The following is a 26,476-nucleotide window of genomic DNA, read 5'->3' as shown; positions in this document are numbered from 1 at the left end:
GTGCGAGGAGAAAGACCATGAGCGACACGAATTCCCTGAGCGAAGAATATCCGCAGGACATCATCGACCGCGCACGCCGCGTGCGTCTTCTGGCGCTGGATGTCGATGGCGTGCTCACCGACAACCGCCTGCACTACGATGCCAACGGTGTCGAGACCAAGTCCTTCCATGTCCAGGATGGCCATGGCCTCAAGCTGGTGCTGCGCAGTGGCGTTCGCGTCGCGCTGATCACCGGCCGCAGCTCGCCGATGGTCGAGCGTCGCGCCAAGGAACTGGGCATTCAGGATGTCATCCAGGGCCGTGAAGACAAGCTGGTCGCGCTGACCGACCTGTGCCGCGAGCACGGGATCGAGCTGGAAGAGGTCGCCTATTGTGGCGATGACCTGCCGGACCGCGAGGCCATTCGTCGTGTCGGTCTCGGCGTCAGCGTGCCCAACGCCATGGCCTACGTGATGAGCGAGGCCAACTGGGTCACCTCACGCCAGGGTGGCGATGGCGCCGTGCGCGAGCTCTGTGATCTGCTGCTCAAGGCACAGGGCCACTGGGCCTCGGTGCTGGATACCTACCTGCAGGAGTCGCGTCCCTGATGTTACGTCTGCCCCGCCCTTCTCCGCGTCTCTGGCTGATGCTGCTGTTGCTGCTCGTCGGTGGCGTGCTGGCGCTGATCGAGCAGCGCAACAGCCTGGAATCGACCGTCAATGTCGAGGTCGACAGCAGTGAGCCGGATTACTATCTCGACGGGGCAGACATGACACGCTTCGATGCGCGCGGCGTGGCGATCCAGTCCATGACCTCGCCGCATATCGAGCACACGCCAGGCGATGACGTGACCCGGGCGCAGACCCCGAAGATTCGCACCAACGACAGTGAAGACCGCCGCTGGTATGCCACGGGTGACAGTGGCGTGTTGAGCGCCGGCGGCGACACCTTCACCCTCGAGGGCAATGCCAGACTGCGCCAGCCCGATGACCGCTGGACCCTGGATACCGATGTCCTGCACTACAGCCGTGATCAGAATCGCGCCTGGAGTGACGTGCCGGTCGTGATCACCCAGAATGGCCAGCATGTCGAAAGCGACAGCTTCAGCGCCGACCTCTCACAGGATTCCGCCGTGCTGCAGGGCCGTGTTCGCAGCGTCCTGCAACCCGGCACAGGCCAGAGCGAGGCCAGCAAGGAAGCCGAGCGCATCGACTCGGGCGCCGACAGCACCACCACCGATGATGGGCGCGTCAACAGCACCTTCGAGGCAGCGCCTGCCAGCGGTGAATGAACCCGCCGGGCTGGCCGTCACGCCATGACCCGCGCCGCACCACCTTCTTCTCTGCCGCTCGATGGCATCATTGCTCGGGCGGCGACCCCGTCATGCCAAGGAGCCACCATGACTTCCACGACTCGCAAGCCCTTGACGGCCTGTCGCCAGACCCTCAACAGCGGTGTCATGGCGCTCTGCCTGGCACTGGGCATGTCCACCTTCGCCCCGGCCGCCATGGCGCTGGACAGCGATGCCAGCCAGCCGATCAACATCGCCGCGGACGCCCTGTCGCTTGATGACAAGGCCGGTACCGCCACCTACACCGGCCAGGTGGAGATGCGCCAGGGCAGCATGAAACTCGATGCCAGTCGCGTCGATATCAGCCGTGCCGGCAGCGGCGAGATCTCGCTGGTCAAGGCCACCGGCAAACGTGCCTACCTGGAACAGCAGCCCGCTCCCGACGAGAAGCTGGTCAAGGGCTGGGCCGACACCATCCGCTACCATGCGCTGGAGCGCCGCGTGGAGCTGGTCGGCAACGCGCGTCTCGAGAAAGGCGATGACACCTTCGAAGGCGGCTACGTGGAGTACTTCCTCGACAAGCGCCAGGTGAACGCCAACAACAGCAAGACGGCACAGCAGACCGAAGGCGGTCGCGTGCACATGACTCTGACGCCGCGCGGCGCCAATGCCAGCAAGGAAAACTGAGTCATGACTGCTACTCCGCGTACGCTGAGCGCTCGCCATCTGGCCAAGGCCTACAAGGGCCGCAAGGTGGTCAAGGACATCTCGCTGGAGATCCGCCAGGGCGACATCGTCGGCCTGCTGGGCCCCAACGGCGCCGGCAAGACGACCTCGTTCTACATGATCGTCGGGCTGGTGCGCGCCGATGCCGGCAACGTCTCCATCGATGACAAGGACCTCTCCGCTGCCGCCATGCATCAGCGCGCACGCGCCGGCATCGGCTATCTGCCGCAGGAGGCGTCGATCTTCCGCAAGCTGTCGGTGGCCGACAACATCATGGCGATTCTGGAGACCCGCAAGGACCTGGATCGCAATGGCCGCAAGGCACGCCTTGAAGAGTTGCTCGAGGAATTCAGCATCACGCATATCCGCGCCAGTGCCGGCATGAGCCTGTCCGGCGGGGAGCGTCGTCGGGTCGAGATCGCCCGTGCACTGGCCACCGAGCCGGACTTCGTGCTGCTCGATGAGCCCTTCGCCGGCGTCGACCCCATCTCGGTGGGCGAGATCAAGAGCATCGTGCGCCAACTGCGCGATCGTGGCATCGGCGTGCTGATCACCGACCACAACGTGCGCGAGACGCTCGATATCTGTGACACCGCCTATATCGTCGGCGATGGCCAGATCATCGCCCACGGTGATGCGGACTCCATCCTGGCCAACCAGCAGGTGCGCGACGTCTACCTGGGCCACGAGTTCACGCTCTAGGGTCAGCGGATGCGCTGAGCCCACCGGAGGCGAAAGCTTCAAAAGCCGCTGCGTGATTTTATCGCGTAGCGGCTTTTTCATGTCTGACATCAGACGCATGCATGACGTCCATACCACCTTGGTGGAAACATGGCATGCAAGTTGCTTGAATATTCACGACAACCACTTGTCAGTGCCCCGAGTCACGGTATAGCGTAGTAAGCACGTTCCTTTGCCGTGAATTGACTGACTCCATGAAACCCACCCTGCAACTCCGCCTCGGCACCTCGCTGACCATGACGCCGCAGCTCCAGCAAGCGATCCAGCTGCTGCAGCTGTCGACGCTCGACCTGCGTCAGGAGATTCAGCAAGCCCTCGAGTCCAACCCCATGTTGGAGCTCGACGAGGACTACGAGTCGCTGGATGTCGTCGAGACACAGGATTCGAGCGAGATCTCCACTGCCGACTCCTCGAGCGAGATTCCCGAGGAATACCCCCTCGACAGTGACTGGTCGGACCTCTACCAGGACCACGCCGGTAGCCTGACCAGCTCCGGCAGTGGCAGCGGGAGTGAAGAAGGGCCGGACTTCGATCGCAATACCAGCGTCGAGAGCCTGCAGGACCACCTGCGCTGGCAGCTGGCGATGACCGACCTCGATGGCCGTGAACGCCAGATGGCGGAGAGCCTGATCGATGCCGTCGACGGAGCAGGCTACTTGAGCCTGTCACTCGACGAGCTGGTCGATGGCCTGCGCGGCCAGGGCCTGCCCGGCCTCAAGGCCTCCGAGCTCGAGCAGGTATTGCTGCGTCTGCAGCAGTTCGACCCGACCGGCGTCTTCGCTCGTGATCTGCGCGAATGCCTGCTGCTGCAACTGGCACTGCTGCCGGATGATCTGCCGCTGCTGGCGCAGGCGCGCCGCCTGGTACGTCAATTCCTCGAGGCACTGGGCAACGATGACCGCAAGCTGCTCAAGCGCCGCCTGAGCCTTGACGATGACGAGCTGGATCACGTCATCCGCCTGGTGCGCGCGCTCGATCCGCGTCCGGCATCCGCCTGGGGCGAGCCCGCCAGCGATTACGTGATCCCTGATCTGCTGGTACGCCATACACGCCACGGCTGGCAGGTCGAGCTCAACCCGGAAGCGCTACCCAAGCTGCGCATCCAGCCGGAATACGCCGCCCTGATCAAGCGTGCCGACAAGTCCGCCGACAACACCTTCCTCAAGGACAACCTGCAGGAAGCGCGCTGGCTGATGAAGAGCCTGTCATCGCGCAATGACACCCTGCTCAAGGTCGGCCGCGAGATCATGACGCGCCAGATCGACTTCCTCGAACAAGGCGAGGAAGGCATGAAGCCGCTGATTCTGGCCAACATCGCCGAAGTGGTCGAGATGCACGAATCGACCATCTCGCGGGTCACGACCCAGAAGTACATCCACACCCCGCGCGGCGTCTTCGAGCTCAAGTTCTTCTTCTCGAGCCAGGTCGGTGGCAGCGGCAGTGGCGACGCCCACTCAAGCACCGCCATTCGTGCCCGCATCCGCAAGCTGATCGCGGAAGAGCCGGCCCGCAAGCCTCTCTCCGACTCGCGGCTGGTCGATCTGCTCGCCAGCGATGGCATCGAGGTCGCACGCCGTACCGTGGCCAAGTATCGCGAAGCGATGGGCATCCCCTCCTCCAGCGAGCGCAAGCGTCTGGCCTGACGCGTCACCTGCGGCTGCCATGCCCTGCTTTCACCTCCACAATGGCAGCCGCCGCCAACCTCAAGCGCTGGATTTTCCGCTCATCAGCCTCTGACTTCGCGGGTAGCGGTACGCCTGTCGCGCGCTCTGTCATGCCGTCAACCGCTCATCAATTGCCCGTCATTGGCCATGACGGCGCGCAGGATGACGGTAAAAAGCCGCCGTTCCGGCAGCGTCATTCACCGTCAATCGCATGTTTTTAAAGTCACTTTTGCGCGCATTGCACCTGGATGACACCCGGAGCCCCCCCCCGGAACGCCGCTTGCTCCACGCAATCGAAGCGCCTGAAAGGCGACGTACATGCAGGGATTGGCGACGAAAACCCGCCTTCTTGCGCGTCTTTCACGCACCACCCACCAGACGTGCCCTTGAAGTCCACTCCGATACCCCTCACTGAGTTGAAGACAAGCACTGAGCCACGATGCAGCGCAGCGTTGATCTTTGCGCAAAGCTTGGGCATTGTCGGTACAGACGCTCACGACATCTGATGCCACTGGCAAGGGTGCGAAAACATCGCCAGACGGTGGCCGTCAAGCCTGTTGCAGAGCGTCCGATCAGGGTTTGCTCGTAGTCAAAAAGGGTTACAATTGAATGGCAACCCGCTGGATAAAGGAGCGTGTCCATGCAAGTGAATATCACCGGGCATCATGTGGAACTTACCGATCCTCTCCGCGATTATGTCAACGAGAAGCTCGCTCGCCTCGAACGGCATTACGACAACATCACCAATGTTCAGGTGACACTGTCGATCGAGAAGGAGCGCCAGCAGGCTGCCTGCACCTTGCACGCGGCAGGCGCTGACCTCCACGCCCTGGCAGAAGACCCCAACATGTACGCTGCCATCGACGCGCTCGCCGACAAGCTGGATCGCCAGCTGGTCAAACACAAGGAAAAGTCCCAGGCTCGCTCTCAGGGCACCGGGACCCGTTGACCTTCAGCCATGACACTTGATCAGATCCTTCCCCCCGAGCGCACGCTGTACGGTGTCCCCGGGGGGAGCAAGAAGCGGGTGCTTGAATTCTTCAGCACCTTCATCGCACAGAACATTCCCAGCCTGGATAGCCAGGAAGTCTTCTCGCGCCTGATCGGGCGCGAAAGACTGGGGTCGACCGGCATTGGCCACGGTGTGGCCGTGCCCCATGCACGCAGCCCGCATTGCAAGACGCCAATCGCTGCGTTTCTGAAGCTCGGTGAACCCATCGACTTCGATGCCATCGACGGAGAGCCCATCGATCTGCTGTTCGTGCTGCTGGTGCCTGAGGAAGCGGATGAGACCCATCTGACGCTGCTCGGGCAGGTTGCGGAATTGCTCAATTCCCCGACCAATCGCTCGGCCCTGCGCCAGGCAGACAGCCAGCGTGCACTCTTTGAGGCATTGACCCAAGCCATCGCCGAATTACCGGCGCGCTGAATGACAGGCCCGGACATCGTCCGGGCTTTCGTCTTGCTGGCCTTCCATCGGCCGACGTACAGCGCACTGATAGCGGGCAGCCTTCTGCCCCACCCCTGCATTCTTTCGACGTTGACCTCGCCCTTGGAGAGCACTTCATGAAGATCGTGATCATCAGCGGCCGCTCCGGCTCCGGGAAATCCATCGCTCTCCAGGCGCTGGAAGACATTGGCTACTATGCCATCGACAATCTGCCCGGCATGCTGCTGGCGCCACTGGTCGATCAGCTCGAAAAGGACAGCCCGGCGCGTCGGCGCATCGCGGTCTCCATCGATGCCCGCAACCTGCCGGAAGCCTTGACCCGCTTCCCCGAATTGCTCGACAACGTCCGCCAGAGCGGCATGGACGTGCAGGTCGTCTACCTGACCACCGATTCGCGAGTGCTGCTGGAACGCTACTCGGCGACCCGTCGTCGTCACCCTCTGACGCGCGACAACGACCATACCCTGGCCGAGGCCATCGAGATCGAGCAGAAGACGCTCGCTCCCATTCGCCAGAAGGCCGATCTGGTCATCGACTCGACCAACCTGAGCGTGCACGACCTGCGCTCGCGGATCACCGAGCAGGTCGCCCAGCACAGCTCCCGCCACCTGACGCTGACCTTTGAATCCTTCGGCTTCAAGCATGGCGTGCCGACCGACGCCGACATGGTGTTCGATGCCCGCTGCCTGCCCAACCCGTACTGGGACATCAATCTGCGCGGCGATACCGGTCGCGATGACAGCGTGGCCGAATTCCTGCAGCGCTACCCCACCGTCCAGGCGATGCATGACGATATCGCCGGCTGGCTGGAACGCTGGCTGCCCGCCTATCAGGACAGCAACCGCAGCTACCTGACGGTGTCCGTGGGCTGCACCGGCGGCCAGCATCGCAGCGTCTACCTGTGCGAGCAGCTGGCGAGCTACTTCGCCGAGCGCCTGCCTGAGGTGCGCCTGCGTCACCGCGAGCTGGGCATTCACACCGCGCTGAGCAACGCGGGTGAGACAAGTGATCAGCAAGAGCATCAGCAGGAGCATCGCGATGGCCTCTCGTGAGCTGACATTGACCAACCGCCGCGGGCTGCACGCCCGCGCTGCCACCAAGCTGGTCAATTGCTGTGCGCCCTATTGCGCGACGGTGATGGTCAGCCATGGCGAGCGACGCGCCAATGCAGCCAATGTGATGGCATTGCTGATGCTGGCCGCGCCCTGCGGCACCACGTTGCTGATCGATGTCGAGGGCGAACAGGCCGATGAGGCGATGCTGGCCATCGAGGCGCTGTTCGAGGCGCGTTTCGAGGAAGACGAATAACCGCCACTGACAGCGCTGTGCATTTGCGCTGTGCGCTCAGCCTTCCTCCCTCAGCCAGCTCGCTTCTTGGTCAACTATCTTTTCGGCCCGCTCTCTTATCGGCCAGCCCCCTCTGGCGGTCCCCTGGCAACACCATTAACTGCTCGCGCAGGATGCCTAGCGCCTGTTCTTGCACCGGTTCCTGCACCTGTCCTTGCGCCTACCCTTACACCAATCCCAGCACCTATCCTTGCGCCTGGCAGCCATGCAACGCTGCTTTTGTGCCAATGGCGGAACGCGGATAGTCCTTTCGATAAGAAACACTGTTTTCTTTTATCGACGCGCCCCCCTAAGCCAATGGTAGAATCAGCGCTGTCCTTCATGTCGACAGGGGAAGCCGACAGATGAGCAAGACGTCTCGTAAACTCAAGCCAAGACTTGATCGCCTGTCACAGGCGCTGGAAAGCGGCGAGCTGGAACAGGCAAGACGCATGCTCAATCGCGGTCTCGCGCCGGTGGACGTGGCCCACTTGCTGGAATCCTCGCCCCCCAAGGAGCGTAATCTGCTCTGGGAGCTGGTCGATGCCGAGCTGCAGGGCGATGTCCTTCAATACCTTGGCGAAGACATCCAGACCGACTTCCTCAAGGACATGGACGCCGTCGACGTTCTCGCCGCCACCGAGAACCTGGAACCGGATGATGTCGCCGACATTCTGCAGCGCCTGCCGAATGCGGTGATTCTCGAGGTCCTCGACTCCATGGAGGCGCAGGAGCGCCTGCGCGTCGAAACGGTACTGTCCTTCCCGGAGGACACCGCCGGCGGCCTGATGAACACGGACACCATCACCATTCGTCCGGACATCACCCTGGACGTGGTGCTGCGCTACATTCGCCGCCACGAGCGCCTGCCCGACTCCACCGATACTTTGCTAGTCGTCTCGCGCCGCGATGAATTCATCGGTGCGCTGCCCATCAATCGCCTGCTGGTCTCGGACCCCGGCGTCACGGTGCGCGAAGTGATGGACACCGACAGCGTGGTGATTCCAGCCCTGATGCCGGAAACCGAAGTCGCCTCGCTGTTCGAGAAGCACGACCTGATCTCGGCGCCCGTGGTCGGCGGCGATGGCAACCTGCTGGGTCGTATCACCATCGATGACGTGGTCGACGTCATCCGTGGCGACGCCGAGCACCAGGTGATGTCGATGGCGGGGATGGATGAGGACGAAGATACCTTCTCTCCGGTGATGCGGACCTCGTGGCGCCGCGCCGTCTGGCTCGGCATCAACCTGCTGACCGCCTTCATGGCCTCCGCCGTGATCGGCATGTTCGAAGGCACCATCCAGAAGATCACCGCGCTGGCCGTGCTGATGCCCATCGTCGCCAGCATGGGCGGCATCGCGGGCTCGCAGGCACTCACCGTCCTGATTCGCGGTATCGCGCTGGGGCACGTCAAGAGCGGCAATGTCCGCTGGCTACTCAAGCGCGAGGTCATCGTCGCGGGGCTCAACGGCCTGTTATGGGCCGTGGTGGTGGCAGGCATCGCCATCGTGTGGTTCGGGGATGTCCAGCTGGGGGCCATCATCGGCGCCGCGATCATGATCAACCTGTTGATCGCCGCCGTGACGGGCACGCTGCTGCCGGTACTGCTCAAGAAGCTCAATATCGACCCAGCCCTCTCCGGCAGCGTGATATTGACCACCGTGACCGACGTGATCGGCTTCATGGCCTTCCTCGGGCTGGCGACCTGGCTCTACCTGTAATACGCCCGACGGATTCCAGTGACTGCTCCAGAAACAACACGGCCGCTCCCTCGGGAGCGGCCGTGTTGCATCTCGCCTGTCGTACGATCAGAGAAGCCTCAGCGATCAGCCTTCCAGCTCTTCGTCTTCGCCTTCGGACATGCCCGCGACGGTCATGCCATCGATCAGCCAGCTACCGCTGTGGATGCTGCCACGCGTATCGACATCATCGCCGACCGCCAGCAGATTGGCCGCCATGTCGCGCAGATTGCCGGCAATGGTGAACTCCTCGACCGCATGCTGGATCTCGCCGTTCTCGACCCAGAAACCGGAGGCGCCGCGTGAGTAGTCACCGGTGACGCCGTTGACGCCCTGGCCCATCAGCTCGGTCACCAGCACGCCGGTGCCCATCTGCTTGAGCATCTCATCGAGCGAGGTCAGCGGCGCGGTGATGCGCACATTGCGCGCGCCGCCGGCGTTGCCGGTGGTCTGCATGTTCAGGCGACGGGCACTGTAGGCGCTCAGCATGTAGCTCTGCACCTTGCCGTCGGCAAAGTAGACATTGTCACGCGTCGCGACGCCATCGTTGTCGAAGGCGGCGCTGGACATGCCACCAACTTCCCGCGGCTTCTCACCCAGCGTGAACCAGTCGGGGAACAGCGGCTGACCCAGGCTATCGCACAGGAAGCTGGACTCACGGTACAGCGAGCCGCCGGCGATGGCAGACAGGTAGTGACCGACCAGCCCGGCCGACATCTGCGGGTCGAACAGCACCGGCATGCGACCCGTCGCCACCTTGCGCGCATTCAGACGCGCCAGCGTACGGCGCGCGGCTTCACGCCCCACCGACTCGGGGGAGCGCAGGTCCGCCGGATTGCGCACGCTGGTGTAGTCATAGTCACGCTGCATGCCCTGTGCATCCTTGGCGATCAGCATGCATGACATCGAGTGGCGGCTGCCGCACTGGCTGGCCAGGAACCCATGGCTGTTGCCATAGACCTGAACGCCTTCACCACTGGAGAAGCTGGCGCCTTCGGACTGCACGATGCCTTCCACTTCCAGCCCGGCACGCTCACAGGCCAGCGCCAGGTCAGTCGCTTCATCGACGCTGATCGCCCAAGGGTGATGCGCCTTGAGATCAGGGAAGTCGGTGGCCATCAGCTCGGCCGGCGCCAGACCGGCAAAACTGTCTTCGCCGGTATAGTGCGCGATGGAGACCGCCTTCTCGACCGCGGCACGAATCGAGTCGCTGCCGGCATCGGAAGATGTCGCGCTGCCCTTGCGATTGCCGAGATAGACGGTCACGCCGATGCCCTGGTCACGCGACAGCTCGACCGTCTCGACTTCGCCGTCACGCACCGAGATGCTGACGCCCTGATCGACGCTGGCACCGACCTCACAGGCGTCGGCACCCAGGCTGCGGGCAAGCTCGAGAGCTTCGCTGACGCGACGCTCGAGCAGTTGTTGCTGAGCAACGGCATCAAAGGCCTGGCTCATGTTGTTCTCCTTCTGAGGAGACGGGGGCCCGGCAGTGCTATACTGCCGCAAATTTCCCCGACTCATTGGAATTGGCATGCGTAAAGAAAGACCCGAGGAGCTCGTCGAGCGCCCCAGCAAGTCCCAGTTGAAGCGCGAGATGATCGAGCTGCAGGCGCTGGGCAAGAAGATCATCGATCTGCCGGAAGGCCAGCGCGCCAAGTTCCCGCTCTCTGACGACATGCTGGCCGCCATCGAGGAGACCCATCGCATTCGTAGTCACGAAGGCCTGCGTCGCCACATGCAGTACGTCGGCAAGCTGATGCGCAAGGAAGACCTGGACGCCGTGCGTGCCGTCTTCGAAGCCATGGAGCAGCAGAACGTGCGTCGCGATGCTTCCTTCCAGCGTCTCGAACGCTGGCGCGATCGCCTGCTGGACGACGATGAAGCCTTCGTGATCTTCGTCGAGGATTATCCTCACGTGGACCGTCAGGCCCTGCGTCAGCTGATCCGCAATGCGCGTGCCGAACGTGACGCCGGCAAACAGCCCAACAGTGCCAAGAAGCTCTTCAAGCTGCTGCGGGCCGAACTCGACCTCTGACACGGGGTCTGCCGCTCACGCGCTGCGTCTCTCGTGCTGAACCTCATGCACTGATCCTCAAGCGCTTCCTCGACACCGCCATGGCCCTGCCACGGCGGTGTCGTCGTATTCATCGCTTCATTGTGAACGCGACCCGCTCAGGATTGCGTGCCGCCGACCGTCAGCTCATCGAGCTTCAACGTCGGCTGACCGACGCCGACGGGCACGGACTGGCCGTCCTTGCCACACACGCCGACACCGGTATCCAGCTCCAGGTCGTTGCCGATCATCGAGACGCGGCCCATGGCTTCCGGCCCGTTGCCGATCAGGGTGGCGCCCTTGACCGGCGTGGTCACCTTGCCGTCTTCGATCAGATAGGCTTCGCTGGCGGAGAACACGAAACGCCCGGAGGTGATGTCGACCTGACCACCGCCGAAGCTGACCGCGTAGAGGCCACGCTTGACGCTCTTGATGATCTCCTGCGGATCGCGATCGCCACCCAGCATGTAGGTATTGGTCATGCGCGGCATCGGCAGGTGCGCGAAGGACTCACGACGCGCATTGCCCGTCGGCGCCATGCCCATCAGGCGGGCATTGAGCTTGTCCTGCATGTAGCCGGTGAGGATGCCATCCTCGATCAGCGGCGTGTACTGTCCCGGGGTGCCTTCGTCATCGACGGACAGCGAGCCTCGGCGATCAGCCAGGGTCGCATCATCGACCACGGTGACGCCGCGTGCCGCGACCTGCTCACCCATGCGACCCGAGAAGGCAGAGCTGCCCTTGCGGTTGAAGTCACCTTCCAGACCATGACCGACCGCCTCGTGCAGCAGCACGCCCGGCCAGCCATTGCCCAGCACCACCGGCATCTGGCCGGCCGGTGCATCGATGGCCTCGAGATTGACCAGCGCCTGACGCACGGCTTCACGCGCGTAACGCTCGGCGACATTTTCATCGCGCAGACGGGTCAGCGGGAAACGACCACCGCCACCGGCACTGCCACGCTCACGACGGCCATTGCGCACCGCGATCACGCTGATGTTGAAACGCACCAGCGGACGCAGGTCCGCGGCGAGGGTGCCATCGCTGGCACGCACCATCACCACCTCGTAAAGCGCCGACAGCGAGGCCGACACCTGACTGATGGACGGGTCAAGGCTGCGCGCGATGCGGTCCGCTTCCTTGAGCATCGCGACCTTGTCCTCGGCGCTCAGGCCATTCAGCGGGTCGATGCCCGCATAGAAGGACGGTGCCTCGGTGATGATCGAGCTTGCGACCGAGCCACTGCTGCCGCTGCGCGAGATACCCGCCGCAGTCCGGCCAGTGTCGGCAAGCGCGGCGGCATCGATCTGATTGGAGTACGCGAAGCCGGTCTTTTCCCCCGCCAGTGAGCGCACGCCCACGCCGCCATCGATGTTGTAGCTGGCGTCCTTGACGACGCCGTCTTCCAGCACCCAGCTCTCCTGCCAGATACGCTGGAAGTAGAGGTCGGCATAGTCGGTGCCCGGGCCCATGGCATGTGCCAGGCCAGCATCCAGATCATCCAGGCTGAGCCCGCCCGGGGTCAGCAACAGGGCCGCGGCATCGTCGAGCACGCGACCGGAACTCGCATTTTGCGTCATTCGGCACTTTCCAGAGTAATGTTCGGGTCGCCCCAGGGGCCTGATACCCGATAGTGAATTTGCGTCACCTTGTCGATGAAGCGGCCGAAGATCTTGTCGGCCACGAACAGCGCCCCGCCCACGGCGGGTGCGCCTGCCAGCACGGCGGCCAGCGGGAGGTTCTGGCTGACCGGCACCGTGATGGCCATGCGTTGATCAAGGGTACCGCGAAGCAGATCGACCTGCCCGTTGAGTGTCACGGTGGTGGACGGCGCCTCGATACGCAAGGGGCCATCGCTTTCCAGCCGCCCATCGAAGAGCGTCGCTGCGCCACGTACCTTGTCGAAGGCCGTCCCCTTGTCGGTGACGTCAGAGAAGTCCAGCGACAGGCGGCGCAGCAGGTTATCCACATTGACCAGCCCCAGCAGGCGGGCAGAGGTCGAGCCCAGATTCAGGAAGCGTCCATCATCCAGCTTGATCTCGACGCGACCATTGGAGCGCGACAGGGCAAAGTCCTGCGGCGCGCCGGGCCAGGCCAGCTTGACCTCGGCCCGGGCGCGGTCCGCCTCGATGCCGCGCGGTTGGGAGAGACGCTCGAGCAACCCGCCCAGGTCACTGCCATCAGCGGACAGGCGAGCGCGCGTCAGACTGTTGGCGCCGGCATCTTCCCAGGTGATGTTGCCCACCGCGGTGATCTTGCCCAGCGTGATGGAGAGCGGCAACACCACCAGCTGCTGGCTGTCGGCGGTCCAGTCGGCACTGATCGGTCCCAGCTGCTGATCGCGCCAGATGAGGTGTGCCAGGCGCAGACTGCCCGCGGGCAGGTCGGCAAGCTCGGCGGGATACGGCGTCGGCTCGATGCCGACATCGATAGCCTCGGTAAAGTTGCTTGGTGCACTGGCAGTCTGCGCCTCCTGCTCGGCATCCGCGGGCCACAGGGCATCGAGATTCAGGGTATCCAGGTCCAGAATCAGCGGTCGCGCGGCGCCTGACTGCCACACCAGCTCGCCACTGGCGAGCTGACCATCCAGCGTCGCGGCCAGCCCCAGCCCTTGCTGCTGCGAGCTCTGGCGCGGCGCGGCCTCGAGCGTCATCGGCCCCGTACACCGGAACTGGATCATCAGGCAATCGGTGGCAACGCGCAGGCGTGACAAGGCACGCAGGGGGTCGCTCTGCTCAGCGTCGCTGCCCCCATCACTCGCGCTGCCCTCACCACTCGCGCTGCCATCACCGGAGAGCGCTCCCGCCCACGGCTTCCAGAGCTCGGGGGCGAGGGTCGGCGTGCGCCAGGCGATGTCCCAGCCGGTCTGGGTGGGCCACTGCGGGTCACTCGGCCAACGCTCCAGCCACAATTGCCCCGTCATCGGCACCGTGCTGCCATCGTCACGCGTATTGCCGCCTTTCCAGCGTGCGCGGGCGCGATTGTCGAGGCGAACATCGCCGCCACCCTCCGCGAGCCCGATATCCACCGCCAGCGGAGCCGCCTGATCGCGCGTCTTGCCAAAGGGTGCCGGCAGATTGATGGCGACTCCCTTGAGGTCACTCGAGAGCGCCAGACTGGCGCCGTCATCCGGCAGCATCAGGCGCGCCTGGTAGCTGAACTCGCCGCCCAGCGCACGCGGGGTCTCGCCGTCCTGCAAGGCGGCCCGGGTGTTCTCGGCGGCATCGCCGATCAGGTGCTCGGGCGCGCCCAGCCAGCCCAGCACCGGCGCCAATGGCGCCTTGCCGTCGAAGGTGATCGCGCCCTTGCTGCTTGAATCTGCCTGCCCGATGTTGAGCGCCGCCTTGACCGCACCGCCGAACAACTTGCCGGAGAGATTGCCGGTCAACTGCTCACGGCGTCCCTCGGGGCGGGATGGGTCATGCACGAACTCGAGCGGCCCGCGAATGCCGTCAACCTCGATGCCCGGCCCCGGGAAGGCCAGCGTCGCCGCCTGGCGCTCGCCGACCTTGCCCGCCGCCGTGATGCGCGTCTGTTCGGCGTCCTCCAGCGGCACGCGGATATCCATCGTCGCATCCACCGAGCCCTTGCCCTGCCATTCGGCGATCAGCGCAGCGGTATCCTCCAGCGGCGCATGCGAGAGCAGATCGAACAGCGCTTCGACGCTGCCGGTCACATCACCCTGAATCTTCAAGGTGTTGTCCTGCATGTCGACGTCGGCCTGACGCACCGCCAGGGGCGCTGCACTGCCCAGCGCCGTGACCGGCTGAGAGTGCGCCGCCGCGACCGTGGCACTCAGCGTATTGTCATGCAGCGCGAGGTTGCCCTTCACGCCCTCCAGCGCAGGCCAGCCCTCGGCATAACCGAGTCGCCCATCCTCGATGGCCAGCTCAAGGTCCATCGAATCGCCGGGGCCATAGCCATTTTCGCCATTGTCGTCATCCCACACCTGGGTGAGATGCAGGCTGCCCTCAGGGACCTGCCCCGCGACATCGCGTGTCAACCACTCGCTCAGCGCCGGGTCCAGCACCTTCATCGGCAACCAGGAGGCCAGCGGAATGCTGCGGGCATCCACATCACGCATCTCGAGATCCAGCTGGAAGCGATCATGATCCTGAGCGGGAATCTGCAGACCGAAGCCGCCCGTCACATCGGCGCCAGCGCGCTGAATATGCAGGTCATGCCCCGAGACGCTGCTGCCACTGTCATCGACCTTGACCTCGACCACTCCGTCGGCAGCCTCGAGCTGCCAGCCGTCGCCGAAGACCTCGGGGAAGTGGAAGCGCATGCCCGGGTCACCGCGAAACGTGATCCGGCTCGCGATGCCACCCTCATCAAGACTCTGCGCGGTGACCCAGGCCGCCAGGGGACCGAGCCCCGGAGCGCCCTGCCAGGGTTCCACCTCGGCGCCGGTGAGGCCCAGCGCCAGCTTCATGGTCAGCGGGGTATCGAGGCCGATCCCGGCCAGCGACAGGGAGAGGCCGGTGGCCGTGCCACGCGGATCGAGAGACTCGAGCACATCGCCCAGCTCGCCGAGCGCCAGCACATTGCGCCAACGTGCCACCTTCTCCAGATCGAAACTGCTGGTGATCAGTGACACGCTGCCCTCGGCGAGATCCCCCGACAGCGAAATACGCTCGGGCAGACTGGCAAGCGCCGCGGAGACTTCTGACGATGACGCCGCTTGCGGCGTCTGGCCGTCACTATCTGCCACCGGAACGCCGGGCGCCGAAGCGTCGGCCGCCGGAGCGCCGGCCGCCGGGGCATCATCGAGCTGCGTGGCACCGACCGAGATCTGATTGAGCCAGGCCTGCCAGCGATCACTGCCCGCCAGGTCGCGCAGCCACTGGCCACGCGCATGAATGTCCTTGAGCGCCAACTGGGCGCCATGGTGATCCAGCGTCAGGCGATTGAGATCGAGACGCAGGCGAGCATCTTCCAGTCGCGCGTCACGCCAGCGCGCCCACAGCGTCGCGTTGCCATCGGCGTCGCGCAGCATCAGGCTGTCGCGCTCGCCCATCAGGCGCCCGACACTCGCCAGCGCACCGGCGTCCAGCTCCACCTGCAACTGGGCCGAGTAGTCGGCGAGGCCGTCGTCTCCCGGCAGCACTTCCAGCACGGCACTGACACCGGCCTGAGGCGATTCCCCAACCCGCAACTGGCCTTCCAGATGCGCGCGATCGCCTTCTCCCGACAGCAACAGCTCGGCGGCATTCAGGTTGAGGGTATCGTTGCGACCATGCAGCACCAGGCGCACGTCCTCGAGCCGCACACGCTGACGTGCCAGCAGCGCCAGCCCCTGCTCCGTCTGCGCAAGGCTCATCTGTCCTTCGGGTTCGAGCGCTTCGGGAGGACGCGGCGGCCCCGGCCAGCCCCAGCTGCCATCTTCGCGCTGGTACAGGTGCACGATGACGCCGGTGGCGGTGGCGCGATCAAAGACAGGCGCCAGATGGCGCAGGGAGGAAAGTACATCGAGACGGGTTTCCAGATGGGACACGCTCAACAGCGGCGCCGCCTGCATCTCGTTGGGACGAAAGAGGTTCAGCCCCGACAGCTTGATGGCCGGATCAAGGTGATCCATGCGGCCTTCAAGCGATGACATCCCCACATTGGAATGGGTCTGGGTGGCAATGAAGTCACTGATGGACTCACTGCGCGAATCCAACGTGGTCAACCACCAGCGCAGGCCCCCGATCAGGATGGCCAGCACCGCCAGCAGCACCGCGAGCGCCATCAGCAGCCTGCGCGCCCAGCGCCGCCCACGCGAGGGTGGCGCTGGCGTCGCAGCTGACGAAGACGGGGCGTCTTCGACGCCCTCCTGCGCCGCCTCTTGCGAGGTAGAACGTGCCGCCTCTGGTGAGGTAGAACGGGTCACTGGTGGTTCTCCGAACAGGACAGACTCACGATGTGGATAACGCGACTCCCGGCTTCATCGCAGGCGCGGCGGCTGACAGATCACATGAGCACAATATCGTACTGCTCCTGGGTGTAATGCGCCTCGACCTGGAAGCGGATGGTCTTGCCGATGAAGCTCTCGAGGTCCGCCACGGCCGCCGATTCCTCGTCCAGCAGGCGATCGACCACGTTCTGTGAGGCCAGCACCATGTAGGTATCCGGGCTGTAGGCGCGCTCTTCGCGCATGATCTCGCGGAAGATCTCGTAGCAGACCGTCTCCGGCGTCTTGAGGGTGCCGCGCCCCTGACAGGTCGGGCAGGCCTCGCACAGTACCTGCTCCAGACTCTCGCGCGTGCGCTTGCGCGTCAGCTGCACCAGGCCCAGCTCGGTCACGCCGGTCATCTTGTTCTTGGCATGATCACGCTCCAGCGACTTCTCGAGCACGCGCAGCACCTGGCGCTGGTGCTCGGTCTCTTCCATGTCGATGAAGTCGATGATGATGATGCCGCCGAGATTGCGCAGCCGCAGCTGGCGCGCGATGGCGGTCGCCGCCTCGAGATTGGTCTTGAAGATGGTCTCTTCGAGGTTGCGATGACCGACGAAACCCCCGGTGTTGACGTCGATGGTGGTCATCGCCTCGGTCTGGTCGATCACCAGATAGCCGCCACTCTTGAGCTGCACCTTGCGGCCCATCGCCTTGTGCAGCTCATCCTCGACACTGAACAGATCGAAGATCGGCCGCTCGCCGGGGTAATACTCGATGCGCCCTTCCATGTCGGGCATGAACTCGCTGGCGAATTCCTTGAGCCGGATGAAGTTCTCGCGCGAGTCGATGCGCACGCGCTCGATCTCGTCACGCATCACGTCGCGCAGCGTGCGCATGAACAGCGGCAGATCATCATAGATCACGCTGGGCACGGCGGCGGTCAGGCGACGCTCGCTGACCTTGCGCCACAGGCGCAGCAGGAAGTGCATGTCCTGCTTGAGCTCGGCCTCGCTGATGCCTTCGGCCGCCGTGCGCAGAATGAAGCCGCCGGGGGCTTCCGGGTCAAGCGCCGTCAGGCACTGCTCGGTGAGCTCCTTGAGTCGGTCACGCTCGGCATCGCTCTCGATGCGCTGCGACACGCCGGTATGCGGTGAGTCCGGCATGTAGACCAGATAGCGTGACGGCACCGACAGATGCGTGGTCAGCCGGGCGCCCTTGGTGCCGATGGGGTCCTTGGTGACCTGCACCACCAGTGGCTGGCCTTCGCTGAGCAGCTCGCGGATCGAGAGCTGCTCATCATGCGGCGTGTGCGCCGGCATGACTTCCTGAGCATGGATGAAGGCGGCCCGTTCGAGACCGATGTCGATGAAGGCCGCCTGCATGCCAGGCAACACTCTCACCACCTTGCCACGGTAGATGTTGCCGACGATGCCGCGTCGCCCGCTGCGTTCGATGAAGGCTTCCTGCAGGACACCGTTCTCGACCACCGCCACGCGGGTCTCCATCGGTGTCAGGTTGATCAATACCTCGCCGCTCATAGCGCAAGTCCTTGTAAAGTCGTTGCTTGCGATTATGACATAGCAAGGGAGCCCCCGGCTGTGATCTATCGACTAAGGATTTCCTGCAACGGGTATTTTGTGCCACGCACGCAAGCCATCGTCCTTCACGATGGCGCTGGAGTGCTGTCTCGACACCCGACTGACGCAGTGCGGAACATCGCCCGTCAGAGCGGTTGCCACGGCTGAACGCCCGCCTTGCTCAGAAGCTCTGCGGTCTCATGCAGCGGCAACCCGACCACGGCGCTGTAACTGCCCTCGAGATGACTGACGAAGACAGCGCCGAGCCCCTGGATGGCGTAGCCACCTGCCTTGTCAGCCGGCTCACCGGTCGCCCAGTAGCGTGCGGCCTCCTCTGGGGTGATGGTGCGGAAAGTCACGCGGCTCTCGACCAGCTCGCTCGCGCAGCGCATGTCGCGCCCGGCGTCGCCATGACACAGCGCCACGCCACTGAGCACCTGATGGCTGCGCCCCGACAGGCTGAGCAGCATCGCGCGCGCGTCAGCCTCATCGCGGGGCTTGCCGAGAATGCGTCCATCCAGTGCCAGCGCGGTATCCGCGCCGAGCACTCGCCACCCCGCCGTCTGGCCTGCCGTCCGCTGCGCCAGGGCCGCGAAACCGGCCTGCGCCTTCTCCCGCGCCAGCCGCAGCACGTAATGCTCCGGCGACTCATTGGCCTGCGGCGTCTCATCGATATCCACCGGCGCCACCTCACATTGGATGCCGATACTGGCCAGCAGATCGCGTCGACGCGGCGATCCCGAAGCGAGAATCAATTCCGCTTGAGCAGCGCCCTGTTGATCAGTGCCCTGTTGAGCAACGCCCTGAGACATCACTTTGCGCTGCGTCGCGGCGTCAGAGTTCGCAAAGAGTGAGGAAGTGGGGCTTTCAGTGTCAGATGTGGATGGCTTGGAAGTGGATGGCCTGGAAGTGGATGACCTTGAACTGGATGACCTTGAACTGGATGACATGGAAGACCTCGTGAAGAGAAACATGGCTGACAAGTACCAGAAAGCCGCCCGTAGGCGGCTTTTGGAAGCTCATAAGAAGCGCTAGCGACGTGCCAGTGGCACTCAGGCCGCGACCCGCCGACGCAGCATCTGCAGCAGGGTATAGAGCCACGGCCACAATGCGCCGCCGATGACCGCCGAGAGCAGGAACGACAGGCTGACGGGGCCGGCACCGAACAGACTGCGCAGCCATTGATCCAGCAACTGCGCGATGCCCAGCACCACGATTACCAGCAACGCCTGCTGCAACAGCGAGTAGGCGCGAATGCGCTGATAGAGCAGCACACCCATGAAGGCCGTCAGCGACAGTACCAGGGCGTTGTGCCCCAGCGGTGCGCCCTGCAGGACATCCAGCGCCAGCCCGAACAGGAAGCCGTGGAAGACACCGACACTCTGCGGCGAGACGATGCACCAGTAGACCAGCATCAGGCCCAGCCACTGGGGCCGCCAGATCAGCCATACATCCGGCAATGGCATGACCTGCAGACACAGCGCCAGCAGCAGCGAGAACCAGCACAGCAAGGTGGTCTGGGGACGAAAGGCCATCAGTTGTTCTCCCCGGCAGCATCGGTGGGTGCCTGAGCGTCTGCCGCATCCTCGGCGGAGCCTTGCGCGGCGTCGTCACCCTCGGGCCTGGGCGCCGCCAGGTTGTCACGCGGCAACTCATCGAGACTGTCATCGACATACAGGTTGTCGGTATCCACCGGTGGCGGCATCTGGATCAGGAAGTTGCGCGAGCGCTCCAGCTGCGCGATGGGCTCGGCACTCACGCGGGCAAACGGCTTGCCGGGATCATGATAGACCTCGGTAACACGTGCCACCGGCAAGCCGCGCGGAAAGCGCAGCGCCAGTCCGGAAGTCACCAGCAGATCACCGACACGAATGTCAGCGGTGTCCGGCACATGCAGCACATCGACCTGATCGATCTTGCCACTGCCCTGGGCGATGAAGCGCAGGCCATTGCGATTGATCTCCACCGGCACGGCGTGACTGGCATCACTGATCATCAGCACGCGACTGTTGTAGGCCGAGGTGGAGATGACCTGGCCGACGAGGCCATAGGCATCGAGTACCGGCAAGCCAATGCGCACGCCATCCTGCTCGCCGCGGTCCACCACCATGCGGTGGGAGAACGGGTCAGCATCGAGGGTCAGCAACTGGGAGGTGATATAGGGGATGTCGCTACGCTGCCCGGCATTGAGCAATTCGCGCAAGCGCGTATTCTCGGAGGCCAGGCTCGCCATGCGTTGCACACGGCTGGACAGATTGAGCAGCTGTTCGCGCAGCGCGCGATTTTCGTCGGCCAGCTCCTGCTGGTCGGCAAACACCAGCGCGCCCCAGCTGATGCCTTCCGTCGGCAAGCTGACGACCCACTGCACGGGCGATACCAGCGTCGCCATGCTGGCGCGCACATCGACCATCCAGCTGAAGCGATCTTCGGCAAACATCAGCGCGAGTGACAGCACCGCGCACAACAGCATGCGGTAGCCGGGCACGGGGCCACGCGTGAACAGGGGTTTGATAGCACTTCCTCCGACAGGCCGGGACCAGCCGTACAGCACACAGCATGCCCGGCCCCGGACGAGGTCAATCGCTCGACAGCAGCTCGAAGGTGTGCTGATCGATCATTTCCAGCGCCTTGCCACCGCCACGCGCCACGCAGGTCAGCGGGTCTTCGGCGATGATCACCGGCAGGCCCGTCTCTTCCGCGATCAACTTGTCGATGTCACGCAGCAGCGCACCACCACCGGTCAGCACCAGGCCGCGCTCGGCGATGTCGGAGGCCAGCTCAGGCGGAGACTGCTCGAGCGCGCTCTTGACCACCGAGACGATGGCCGCCAGCGGTTCCTGCAGCGCATCGAGAATCTCATGGGAGTTGAGCGTGAAGGAACGCGGAATGCCCTCGGCCAGGTTGCGGCCGCGCACGTCGATCTCGCGCAGCTCGCCACCCGGGTAGGCACAACCGATCTCTTCCTTGATGCGCTCGGCCGTCGCCTCACCGATCAGGCTGCCGTAATGGCGACGCACATAGGAGGTGATGGCTTCGTCGAAGCGGTCACCGCCGATACGCACGGATTCGGAATAGACCACGCCGTTGAGCGAGATGATGGCGATTTCAGTGGTACCACCACCGATATCGACCACCATGGAGCCCATCGCCTCTTCCACCGGCAGGCCCGCACCGATCGCGGCAGCCATCGGCTCCTCGATCAGGTAAACCTCACGCGCGCCGGCCCCTTCGGCCGATTCCTTGATGGCGCGACGCTCGACCTGGGTCGACATGCACGGCACACACACCAGCACACGAGGGCTGGGTGTCAGGAAGGTGCTCTGATGCACCTTGCGGATGAAATGCTGGAGCATCTGTTCGGTAACGGTGAAGTCGGCGATGACGCCGTCCTTCATCGGACGGATGGCCGTGATATTGCCGGGGGTACGCCCCAGCATGCGCTTGGCATCGGCACCGACGGCCGCCACACTGCGGGCATTCCCGGACTGGCGAATGGCCACGACTGAGGGCTCGTCGAGCACGATACCGCGACCGCGCACATAAATAAGCGTGTTGGCAGTACCCAGATCGATCGACAGATCGCTCGAGAACAGCCCACGTAAACGTTTAAACATGGAAGTTGATCACCTAGTCCAGACCGGAACCCTGTGCAGACGCGAACGGTACCATTGCCACCCCATGGCGGCAAGCTGACACGCCTGCCAGAGCGACGCAGATGTGGTACATTTCACGCCGAATCACACTGTAACGGCGCATTCGGCGACAGATTGCTCCATCGCTGCAAAGCGCGCTGTTTTACAGGGTAACGGGCATCGGGTTTGCCGGGACACCACAATTTTCGAATTCGGCTTTTCGCGCTCGTCGCGCCAATCCGATTCCGCGTGGTCGTCTCCGACTCCTGCCGTCACCTCAAGCCTCTCGAAGCCAAGACAGGGAAACTTCAATGGCCCTTGAACATTCAGATGTGCTGCGTGCCGCTCACCTCGCACGCCTGGGTCTTGCCTCGCAGGATGCCGAAGCCTACGTCGAGGATCTCGACCGGATTCTCGCCATGGTCGACCAGCTGCAACAGGTCGATACCGACGGCGTCGCACCGCTGGCACACCCGCTGGAAGCCACGCAACGCCTGCGCGCGGACGAAGTCACCGAATCGAATCAGCGCGAGCGTTTTCAGCAGGTGGCCCCGGCCACAGAGCAGGGTCTGTATCTGGTTCCGCGCGTCGTCGAGTGATCTCGCCTGGCAGGTCGCTCACGCATCGTGACCGGCTGCCATCGGATACCACGTCACGCGGCACGCCCCGTCCGCCCCGGAATTTCTGCGGACGATGCCCGGCGCATCGTCTGCACTGATGGAATCGAACATGTCATCGTCCATTGCACTACATGACAAGACGCTCAGTGAGCTGGCGCAAGGCCTGGAGGCCGGCGAATACACCAGCCGCGAGCTGACGGAAGCCTTCCTGGCCCGTATCGAACGCCTCGACGGCGAGCTCAACAGCTACATCACCTTGTGCCGCGAAGACGCGCTGCGTGATGCGGATGCCGCCGATGCGCGCCGTGCCGCTGGCAATGCCGCCGCGCTGACCGGCGTGCCGATGGCCATCAAGGACATCTTCTGCACCGAAGGTGTGCGCACCAGCTGCGGCTCGAAGATGCTCGACAACTTCGTCGCGCCCTACGACGCCACCGTGATCGAGAAGCTCAAGGCCGAAGGCGTGGTGATTCTCGGCAAGACCAACCTCGATGAGTTCGCGATGGGCTCCTCGAACGAGAACAGCCACTACGGCGCCGTCAAGAACCCGTGGGACCTGTCCGCCGTGCCGGGTGGCAGCTCCGGCGGCAGTGCCGCCGCCGTCGCCGCTGGCCTTGCGCCGGCCGCCCTGGGCACCGACACCGGCGGTTCCATCCGCCAGCCGGCCGCCTTCTGTGGCATCACCGGCCTCAAGCCGACCTACGGTCGCGTCTCGCGCTACGGCATGATCGCCTACGCCTCCAGCCTCGATCAGGGCGGCCCGATGGCCCGCTCCGCCGAAGACTGCGCGCGCCTGATGAACGTGATCGCCGGCGCCGACCCGCGCGACTCCACCAGCGTGGTGCGTGGCGTGCCGGATTACGTCGAAGGGCTGGACTACAACCTCAAGGGCCTGAAGATCGGCCTGCCGAAGGAATACTTCGGCGAAGGCCTGTCCGAGGAAGTCGAAGCCTCCGTGCGTGCCGCGATCAAGGTCTTCGAGGATGCCGGTGCCAGCGTGCAGGAAATCTCGCTGCCGCATACCCACCTGGCCATCCCGACCTACTACGTGATCGCACCGGCCGAGGCCTCCTCCAACCTGTCGCGTTATGACGGCGTGCGCTTCGGCCATCGCTGCAAGGACCCGCAGGACCTGGAAGACCTCTACAAGCGCACCCGCGAGGAAGGCTTCGGCGACGAGGTGAAGCGTCGCATCATCATCGGCACGCACACCCTGTCCGAAGGCTTCTTCGATGCCTACTACATCAAGGCCCAGAAGGTGCGTCGCCTGATCCGTCAGGACTTCCTCGATGCCTTCGACCAGGTCGATGTACTGATGGGCCCGGCGGCACCGACCCCGGCGTTCGATCTCGGCGCGCACAAGGACCCGCTGTCCATGTACCTGCAGGATCTCTACACCATCGCCATCAACCTGGCAGGCATTCCGGGCGTCAGCGTGCCGGCCGGCCTGGCAGGCAAGCGCCCGGTGGGTCTGCAGATTCTCGGCCCGCACTTCGGTGAGCAGACCCTGCTGGGCGTCGCGCACCAGTTCCAGCAAATCACCGACTGGCACCGCCAGCGCCCGGAATTCGGACAGGAGCAAGCCTGATGCAATGGGAAGTCGTAATCGGGCTTGAGGTTCACGCTCAGCTCGCCACCCAGTCAAAGATCTTCTCCGGCTCTTCCACCACCTACGGTGCCGAGCCCAACACCCAGGCCAGCGCCGTGGACCTCGGTCTGCCGGGCACCCTGCCGGTGCTCAACGAGCAGGCCGTGGCCATGGCCGTGCGCTTCGGCCTCGCCGTCGATGCCGCCGTTGCCGGCCGTTCGGTGTTCGAACGCAAGAACTACTTCTACCCGGATCTGCCCAAGGGCTACCAGACCAGCCAGATGGATCAGCCCATCGTCGGTCCTGGCGTGCTCGAGATCCTGCTGGAAGATGGCACGCGCAAGTCGATCCGCATCCACCACGCCCACCTCGAGGAAGATGCCGGCAAATCGCTGCACGAAGACTTCCAGGGCATGACCGGCATCGACCTCAACCGTGCCGGCACGCCGCTGCTGGAAATCGTCTCCGAGCCTGACATGCGTTCCGCCAAGGAAGCGGTGGCCTACGTGAAGGCGATCCACGCCATCGTCACCTACCTGGGCATCTCCGACGGCAACATGGCCGAAGGTTCCCTGCGTTGCGACGTCAACGTCTCGGTGCGCCCCAAGGGCCAGGAAGCCTTCGGCACCCGCGCGGAGATCAAGAACGTCAACTCCTTCCGCTTCATCGAGCGCGCCATCCACTTCGAGGTGGAGCGTCAGATCGAGCTGATCGAGGACGGCGGCAAGGTCGTACAGGAAACCCGCCTGTATGATCCGGACGCCGACGAGACGCGCAGCATGCGCACCAAGGAAGAAGCCAACGATTACCGCTACTTCCCGTGCCCGGACCTGCTGCCGGTGGAAGTGGACGAGGCCTACATCGAACACCTGCGCCAGACCCTGCCGGAACTGCCGGCCGAGAAACGCGCGCGCTTCGAAAGCGAACTGGGCCTGTCCGCCTATGACGCCAGCGTGCTGTCCGCCAGCCGCGAGATGGCCGACTTCTTCGAGGAAGTGAAGGATGTCTGCGGCGACGCCAAGCAGGCCGCCAACTGGGTGCAGGGCGAGCTGGCCGGTCGCCTCAACAAGGAAAACCTCGACATCACCGTCAGCCCGGTCTCCGCGGCCCAGCTGGGTGGCCTGATCAAGCGCATCGTCGATGAGACCATCAACGGCAAGGCCGCCAAGCAGGTGTTCGCCGCGCTGTGGGATGGCGAAGGCAAGAGTGCCGACGAGATCATCGAGTCGCGCGGCCTCAAGCAGGTCACCGACACCGGTGCCATCGAAGCCGTGGTCGATCAGGTGATCGCCGACAACCCGGCCCAGGTGACCCAGTATCAGGAAGCCGAGCCGGACAAGCGTGGCAAGATGATCGGCTTCTTCGTTGGTCAGGTGATGAAGGCCTCGCGCGGCACCGCCAATCCGCAACAGGTCAACAAGGTGCTGAAAGACAAGCTGGATAGCCTCAGCTGATCGCGTTGTCGATGATCAGGACAGCGCCGGCTCTGATGCCGATGCCCCTGATCTCGACCACCAGCACGTGAACGACGGCCAGTCGCGGAGCTCCGTGGCTGGCCGTCGTCGGTCTGGAAGGGCTTGCCCCTCTCCTCAACTCGTCGCGACATGAAGGATGTTCTGATGGCAGATGATGTCGGTGCCCGCCTGCGGGCATTGCGTACCTTGCGTGGCATCTCGCAACGCGAGCTGGCCAAGCGCTGCGGTGTGACACACTCGAGCCTGTCACTGATCGAACAGGGCAAGGTCAGCCCGTCGGTGAGTTCACTGTCGAAGATTCTCGCCGCCATTCCCATGAGTGTCGGCGACTTCTTCACCATGGAGCTCGAGAACACCGCCAAGGTGTTCTACAGCGAGGAGGAGCTGATCAACGTCGGCAGCGGCGATGTCATCTTCAAGCTGGTGGGCGCCAAGCGGCGTGACCGCGCCCTGTCGTTCATGATCGAGACCTACCCGCCCGTCACTGACACTGGCCGCGAGATGATCACCCATCAGGGTGAGGAAGCGGGCGTGGTCATCGAGGGCGAGATAGAGATCACCATCGGTGGCGACACGCGGGTATTGAAGGCGGGCGACGCCTACTACTTCGATACCAACGTGCCGCATCGCTTCCGCAACATCGGTGATGTCGAGTGTCGCCTGGTCAGCTGCGCGACGCCGGCGCGGATGTTCTAGCCCTTGTGGCGAAGGCAAGCAAGAAGAGGCCACGC

Annotated in this window: 24 protein-coding genes; 15 read left to right on the top strand and 9 right to left on the bottom strand. The window is 64.1% G+C overall.

The features are described from left to right. Positions 1 to 17 precede the first annotated feature (17 nt). The 10 genes from LCW13_RS03565 (at position 18) to mgtE (ending at position 8,898) form a co-directional block, all read left to right on the top strand. A complete protein-coding gene (locus LCW13_RS03565) occupies positions 18 to 587 on the top strand; it encodes a KdsC family phosphatase (RefSeq protein WP_052384400.1) in 570 nt (189 codons plus the stop codon). Continuing rightward, positions 587 to 1,270, top strand: a complete 684-nt coding sequence (lptC, locus tag LCW13_RS03560; protein ID WP_225347608.1) for an LPS export ABC transporter periplasmic protein LptC — start codon at positions 587 to 589, stop codon at positions 1,268 to 1,270. The genes LCW13_RS03565 and lptC overlap by 1 nt, the downstream gene beginning before the upstream one ends. A 108-nt stretch (positions 1,271 to 1,378) precedes the next feature. Beyond that, positions 1,379 to 1,957, top strand: coding sequence for a lipopolysaccharide transport periplasmic protein LptA (gene lptA, locus LCW13_RS03555; protein ID WP_225347607.1), 579 nt, complete (start codon positions 1,379 to 1,381; stop codon positions 1,955 to 1,957). A 3-nt stretch (positions 1,958 to 1,960) separates the two neighbouring features. After that, entirely contained in the window at positions 1,961 to 2,698 is a 738-nt protein-coding gene (lptB, locus tag LCW13_RS03550) for an LPS export ABC transporter ATP-binding protein (protein WP_225347606.1), read from the top strand. Between the two features lie 233 nt (positions 2,699 to 2,931). Beyond that, complete coding sequence (locus LCW13_RS03545) at positions 2,932 to 4,380, top strand: RNA polymerase factor sigma-54 (protein ID WP_225347605.1); 1,449 nt, start codon at positions 2,932 to 2,934, stop codon at positions 4,378 to 4,380. A gap of 661 nt (positions 4,381 to 5,041) precedes the next feature. After that, complete coding sequence (gene hpf / locus LCW13_RS03540; protein WP_043332555.1) at positions 5,042 to 5,350, top strand: ribosome hibernation-promoting factor, HPF/YfiA family; 309 nt, start codon at positions 5,042 to 5,044, stop codon at positions 5,348 to 5,350. 9 nt (positions 5,351 to 5,359) lie between these two features. Beyond that, positions 5,360 to 5,830 (top strand): PTS sugar transporter subunit IIA, encoded by a 471-nt coding sequence (locus LCW13_RS03535; protein ID WP_043332557.1) that lies wholly within the window; start codon positions 5,360 to 5,362, stop codon positions 5,828 to 5,830. Between the two features lie 137 nt (positions 5,831 to 5,967). Beyond that, entirely contained in the window at positions 5,968 to 6,903 is a 936-nt protein-coding gene (rapZ, locus tag LCW13_RS03530; protein WP_225347604.1) for an RNase adapter RapZ, read from the top strand. Further along, entirely contained in the window at positions 6,890 to 7,159 is a 270-nt protein-coding gene (locus LCW13_RS03525; protein ID WP_043332560.1) for an HPr family phosphocarrier protein, read from the top strand. Before rapZ ends, LCW13_RS03525 begins: the two co-directional genes overlap by 14 nt. A 383-nt stretch (positions 7,160 to 7,542) precedes the next feature. Next, the gene (gene mgtE, locus LCW13_RS03520; RefSeq protein ID WP_043332561.1) at positions 7,543 to 8,898 is read left to right on the top strand and encodes a magnesium transporter; all 1,356 of its coding nucleotides are present in this window, start codon (positions 7,543 to 7,545) and stop codon (positions 8,896 to 8,898) included. A 105-nt stretch (positions 8,899 to 9,003) separates the two neighbouring features. Here the strand turns inward: mgtE and pmbA are convergent, their stop codons facing one another. After that, positions 9,004 to 10,374 (bottom strand): metalloprotease PmbA, encoded by a 1,371-nt coding sequence (gene pmbA / locus LCW13_RS03515; RefSeq protein WP_225347603.1) that lies wholly within the window; start codon positions 10,372 to 10,374, stop codon positions 9,004 to 9,006. Between the two features lie 76 nt (positions 10,375 to 10,450). Here pmbA and yjgA point away from each other — a divergent pair, with 76 nt between their 5' ends. Next, positions 10,451 to 10,954, top strand: a complete 504-nt coding sequence (gene yjgA, locus LCW13_RS03510; RefSeq protein ID WP_043332563.1) for a ribosome biogenesis factor YjgA — start codon at positions 10,451 to 10,453, stop codon at positions 10,952 to 10,954. A 137-nt stretch (positions 10,955 to 11,091) separates the two neighbouring features. On the opposite strand, the gene tldD is transcribed toward yjgA, so the two are convergent. The 8 genes from tldD to LCW13_RS03470 form a co-directional block, all read right to left on the bottom strand. Then, the gene (tldD, locus tag LCW13_RS03505) at positions 11,092 to 12,552 is read right to left on the bottom strand and encodes a metalloprotease TldD (RefSeq protein WP_225347602.1); all 1,461 of its coding nucleotides are present in this window, start codon (positions 12,550 to 12,552) and stop codon (positions 11,092 to 11,094) included. After that, complete coding sequence (locus tag LCW13_RS03500; RefSeq protein ID WP_225347601.1) at positions 12,549 to 16,847, bottom strand: YhdP family phospholipid transporter; 4,299 nt, start codon at positions 16,845 to 16,847, stop codon at positions 12,549 to 12,551. The genes tldD and LCW13_RS03500 overlap by 4 nt, the downstream gene beginning before the upstream one ends. Positions 16,848 to 16,927: 80 nt before the next feature. Beyond that, on the bottom strand, positions 16,928 to 18,391 hold the full coding sequence (rng, locus tag LCW13_RS03495) for a ribonuclease G (protein ID WP_043332570.1): 1,464 nt from the start codon (positions 18,389 to 18,391) through the stop codon (positions 16,928 to 16,930). Between the two features lie 185 nt (positions 18,392 to 18,576). Further along, a complete protein-coding gene (locus tag LCW13_RS03490; protein ID WP_225347600.1) occupies positions 18,577 to 19,242 on the bottom strand; it encodes a Maf family protein in 666 nt (221 codons plus the stop codon). Between the two features lie 61 nt (positions 19,243 to 19,303). Then, on the bottom strand, positions 19,304 to 19,453 hold the full coding sequence (locus LCW13_RS03485; RefSeq protein WP_225347599.1) for a hypothetical protein: 150 nt from the start codon (positions 19,451 to 19,453) through the stop codon (positions 19,304 to 19,306). Between the two features lie 29 nt (positions 19,454 to 19,482). Further along, positions 19,483 to 19,965, bottom strand: a complete 483-nt coding sequence (gene mreD, locus LCW13_RS03480; RefSeq protein WP_043332574.1) for a rod shape-determining protein MreD — start codon at positions 19,963 to 19,965, stop codon at positions 19,483 to 19,485. Next, positions 19,965 to 20,942 carry a rod shape-determining protein MreC gene (gene mreC, locus LCW13_RS03475; protein WP_263643039.1) on the bottom strand — a complete coding sequence of 326 codons (978 nt, stop codon included), beginning with the start codon at positions 20,940 to 20,942 and terminating at the stop codon, positions 19,965 to 19,967. The genes mreD and mreC overlap by 1 nt, the downstream gene beginning before the upstream one ends. A 64-nt stretch (positions 20,943 to 21,006) precedes the next feature. Continuing rightward, positions 21,007 to 22,044, bottom strand: coding sequence for a rod shape-determining protein (locus tag LCW13_RS03470; protein ID WP_043332576.1), 1,038 nt, complete (start codon positions 22,042 to 22,044; stop codon positions 21,007 to 21,009). 329 nt (positions 22,045 to 22,373) lie between these two features. Here LCW13_RS03470 and gatC point away from each other — a divergent pair, with 329 nt between their 5' ends. From gatC to LCW13_RS03450, 4 genes are all read left to right on the top strand, one after another. Beyond that, positions 22,374 to 22,661 carry an Asp-tRNA(Asn)/Glu-tRNA(Gln) amidotransferase subunit GatC gene (gene gatC / locus LCW13_RS03465; protein WP_054555110.1) on the top strand — a complete coding sequence of 96 codons (288 nt, stop codon included), beginning with the start codon at positions 22,374 to 22,376 and terminating at the stop codon, positions 22,659 to 22,661. 130 nt (positions 22,662 to 22,791) lie between these two features. Then, positions 22,792 to 24,270 carry an Asp-tRNA(Asn)/Glu-tRNA(Gln) amidotransferase subunit GatA gene (gene gatA, locus LCW13_RS03460; RefSeq protein WP_225347597.1) on the top strand — a complete coding sequence of 493 codons (1,479 nt, stop codon included), beginning with the start codon at positions 22,792 to 22,794 and terminating at the stop codon, positions 24,268 to 24,270. After that, entirely contained in the window at positions 24,270 to 25,724 is a 1,455-nt protein-coding gene (gatB, locus tag LCW13_RS03455; RefSeq protein WP_043332582.1) for an Asp-tRNA(Asn)/Glu-tRNA(Gln) amidotransferase subunit GatB, read from the top strand. The genes gatA and gatB overlap by 1 nt, the downstream gene beginning before the upstream one ends. Before the next feature lie 165 nt (positions 25,725 to 25,889). After that, positions 25,890 to 26,441: a cupin domain-containing protein gene (locus LCW13_RS03450; protein ID WP_043332584.1), complete on the top strand. Its 552-nt coding sequence runs from the start codon at positions 25,890 to 25,892 to the stop codon at positions 26,439 to 26,441. The last annotated feature ends 35 nt before the right edge of the window (positions 26,442 to 26,476 follow it).

The sequence above is a fragment of the Cobetia amphilecti genome (assembly GCF_020217465.1).
Lineage (GTDB): Bacteria > Pseudomonadota > Gammaproteobacteria > Pseudomonadales > Halomonadaceae > Cobetia > Cobetia amphilecti.
The sequence above is the reverse complement of the archived record's forward strand: the minus strand, read 5'-3'. Positions and strand labels throughout refer to the sequence as shown.

What these genes read in the sequence shown, in the direction of transcription:
- lptC (WP_225347608.1), top strand. Translation starts at nt 587, where the DNA reads ATGTTACGTCTGCCCCGCCCTTCTCCGCGTCTCTGGCTGATGCTGCTG.
- LCW13_RS03565 (WP_052384400.1), top strand. Translation starts at nt 18, where the DNA reads ATGAGCGACACGAATTCCCTGAGCGAAGAATATCCGCAGGACATCATC.
- lptB (WP_225347606.1), top strand. Translation starts at nt 1,961, where the DNA reads ATGACTGCTACTCCGCGTACGCTGAGCGCTCGCCATCTGGCCAAGGCC.
- gatC (WP_054555110.1), top strand. Translation starts at nt 22,374, where the DNA reads ATGGCCCTTGAACATTCAGATGTGCTGCGTGCCGCTCACCTCGCACGC.
- hpf (WP_043332555.1), top strand. Translation starts at nt 5,042, where the DNA reads ATGCAAGTGAATATCACCGGGCATCATGTGGAACTTACCGATCCTCTC.
- LCW13_RS03490 (WP_225347600.1), bottom strand. Translation starts at nt 19,242, where the DNA reads ATGTCTCAGGGCGTTGCTCAACAGGGCACTGATCAACAGGGCGCTGCT.
- LCW13_RS03525 (WP_043332560.1), top strand. Translation starts at nt 6,890, where the DNA reads ATGGCCTCTCGTGAGCTGACATTGACCAACCGCCGCGGGCTGCACGCC.
- LCW13_RS03535 (WP_043332557.1), top strand. Translation starts at nt 5,360, where the DNA reads ATGACACTTGATCAGATCCTTCCCCCCGAGCGCACGCTGTACGGTGTC.
- LCW13_RS03545 (WP_225347605.1), top strand. Translation starts at nt 2,932, where the DNA reads ATGAAACCCACCCTGCAACTCCGCCTCGGCACCTCGCTGACCATGACG.
- tldD (WP_225347602.1), bottom strand. Translation starts at nt 12,552, where the DNA reads ATGACGCAAAATGCGAGTTCCGGTCGCGTGCTCGACGATGCCGCGGCC.
- mgtE (WP_043332561.1), top strand. Translation starts at nt 7,543, where the DNA reads ATGAGCAAGACGTCTCGTAAACTCAAGCCAAGACTTGATCGCCTGTCA.
- mreD (WP_043332574.1), bottom strand. Translation starts at nt 19,965, where the DNA reads ATGGCCTTTCGTCCCCAGACCACCTTGCTGTGCTGGTTCTCGCTGCTG.
- LCW13_RS03485 (WP_225347599.1), bottom strand. Translation starts at nt 19,453, where the DNA reads ATGAGCTTCCAAAAGCCGCCTACGGGCGGCTTTCTGGTACTTGTCAGC.
- LCW13_RS03450 (WP_043332584.1), top strand. Translation starts at nt 25,890, where the DNA reads ATGGCAGATGATGTCGGTGCCCGCCTGCGGGCATTGCGTACCTTGCGT.
- gatA (WP_225347597.1), top strand. Translation starts at nt 22,792, where the DNA reads ATGTCATCGTCCATTGCACTACATGACAAGACGCTCAGTGAGCTGGCG.
- yjgA (WP_043332563.1), top strand. Translation starts at nt 10,451, where the DNA reads ATGCGTAAAGAAAGACCCGAGGAGCTCGTCGAGCGCCCCAGCAAGTCC.
- LCW13_RS03470 (WP_043332576.1), bottom strand. Translation starts at nt 22,044, where the DNA reads ATGTTTAAACGTTTACGTGGGCTGTTCTCGAGCGATCTGTCGATCGAT.
- pmbA (WP_225347603.1), bottom strand. Translation starts at nt 10,374, where the DNA reads ATGAGCCAGGCCTTTGATGCCGTTGCTCAGCAACAACTGCTCGAGCGT.
- lptA (WP_225347607.1), top strand. Translation starts at nt 1,379, where the DNA reads ATGACTTCCACGACTCGCAAGCCCTTGACGGCCTGTCGCCAGACCCTC.
- rng (WP_043332570.1), bottom strand. Translation starts at nt 18,391, where the DNA reads ATGAGCGGCGAGGTATTGATCAACCTGACACCGATGGAGACCCGCGTG.
- rapZ (WP_225347604.1), top strand. Translation starts at nt 5,968, where the DNA reads ATGAAGATCGTGATCATCAGCGGCCGCTCCGGCTCCGGGAAATCCATC.
- gatB (WP_043332582.1), top strand. Translation starts at nt 24,270, where the DNA reads ATGCAATGGGAAGTCGTAATCGGGCTTGAGGTTCACGCTCAGCTCGCC.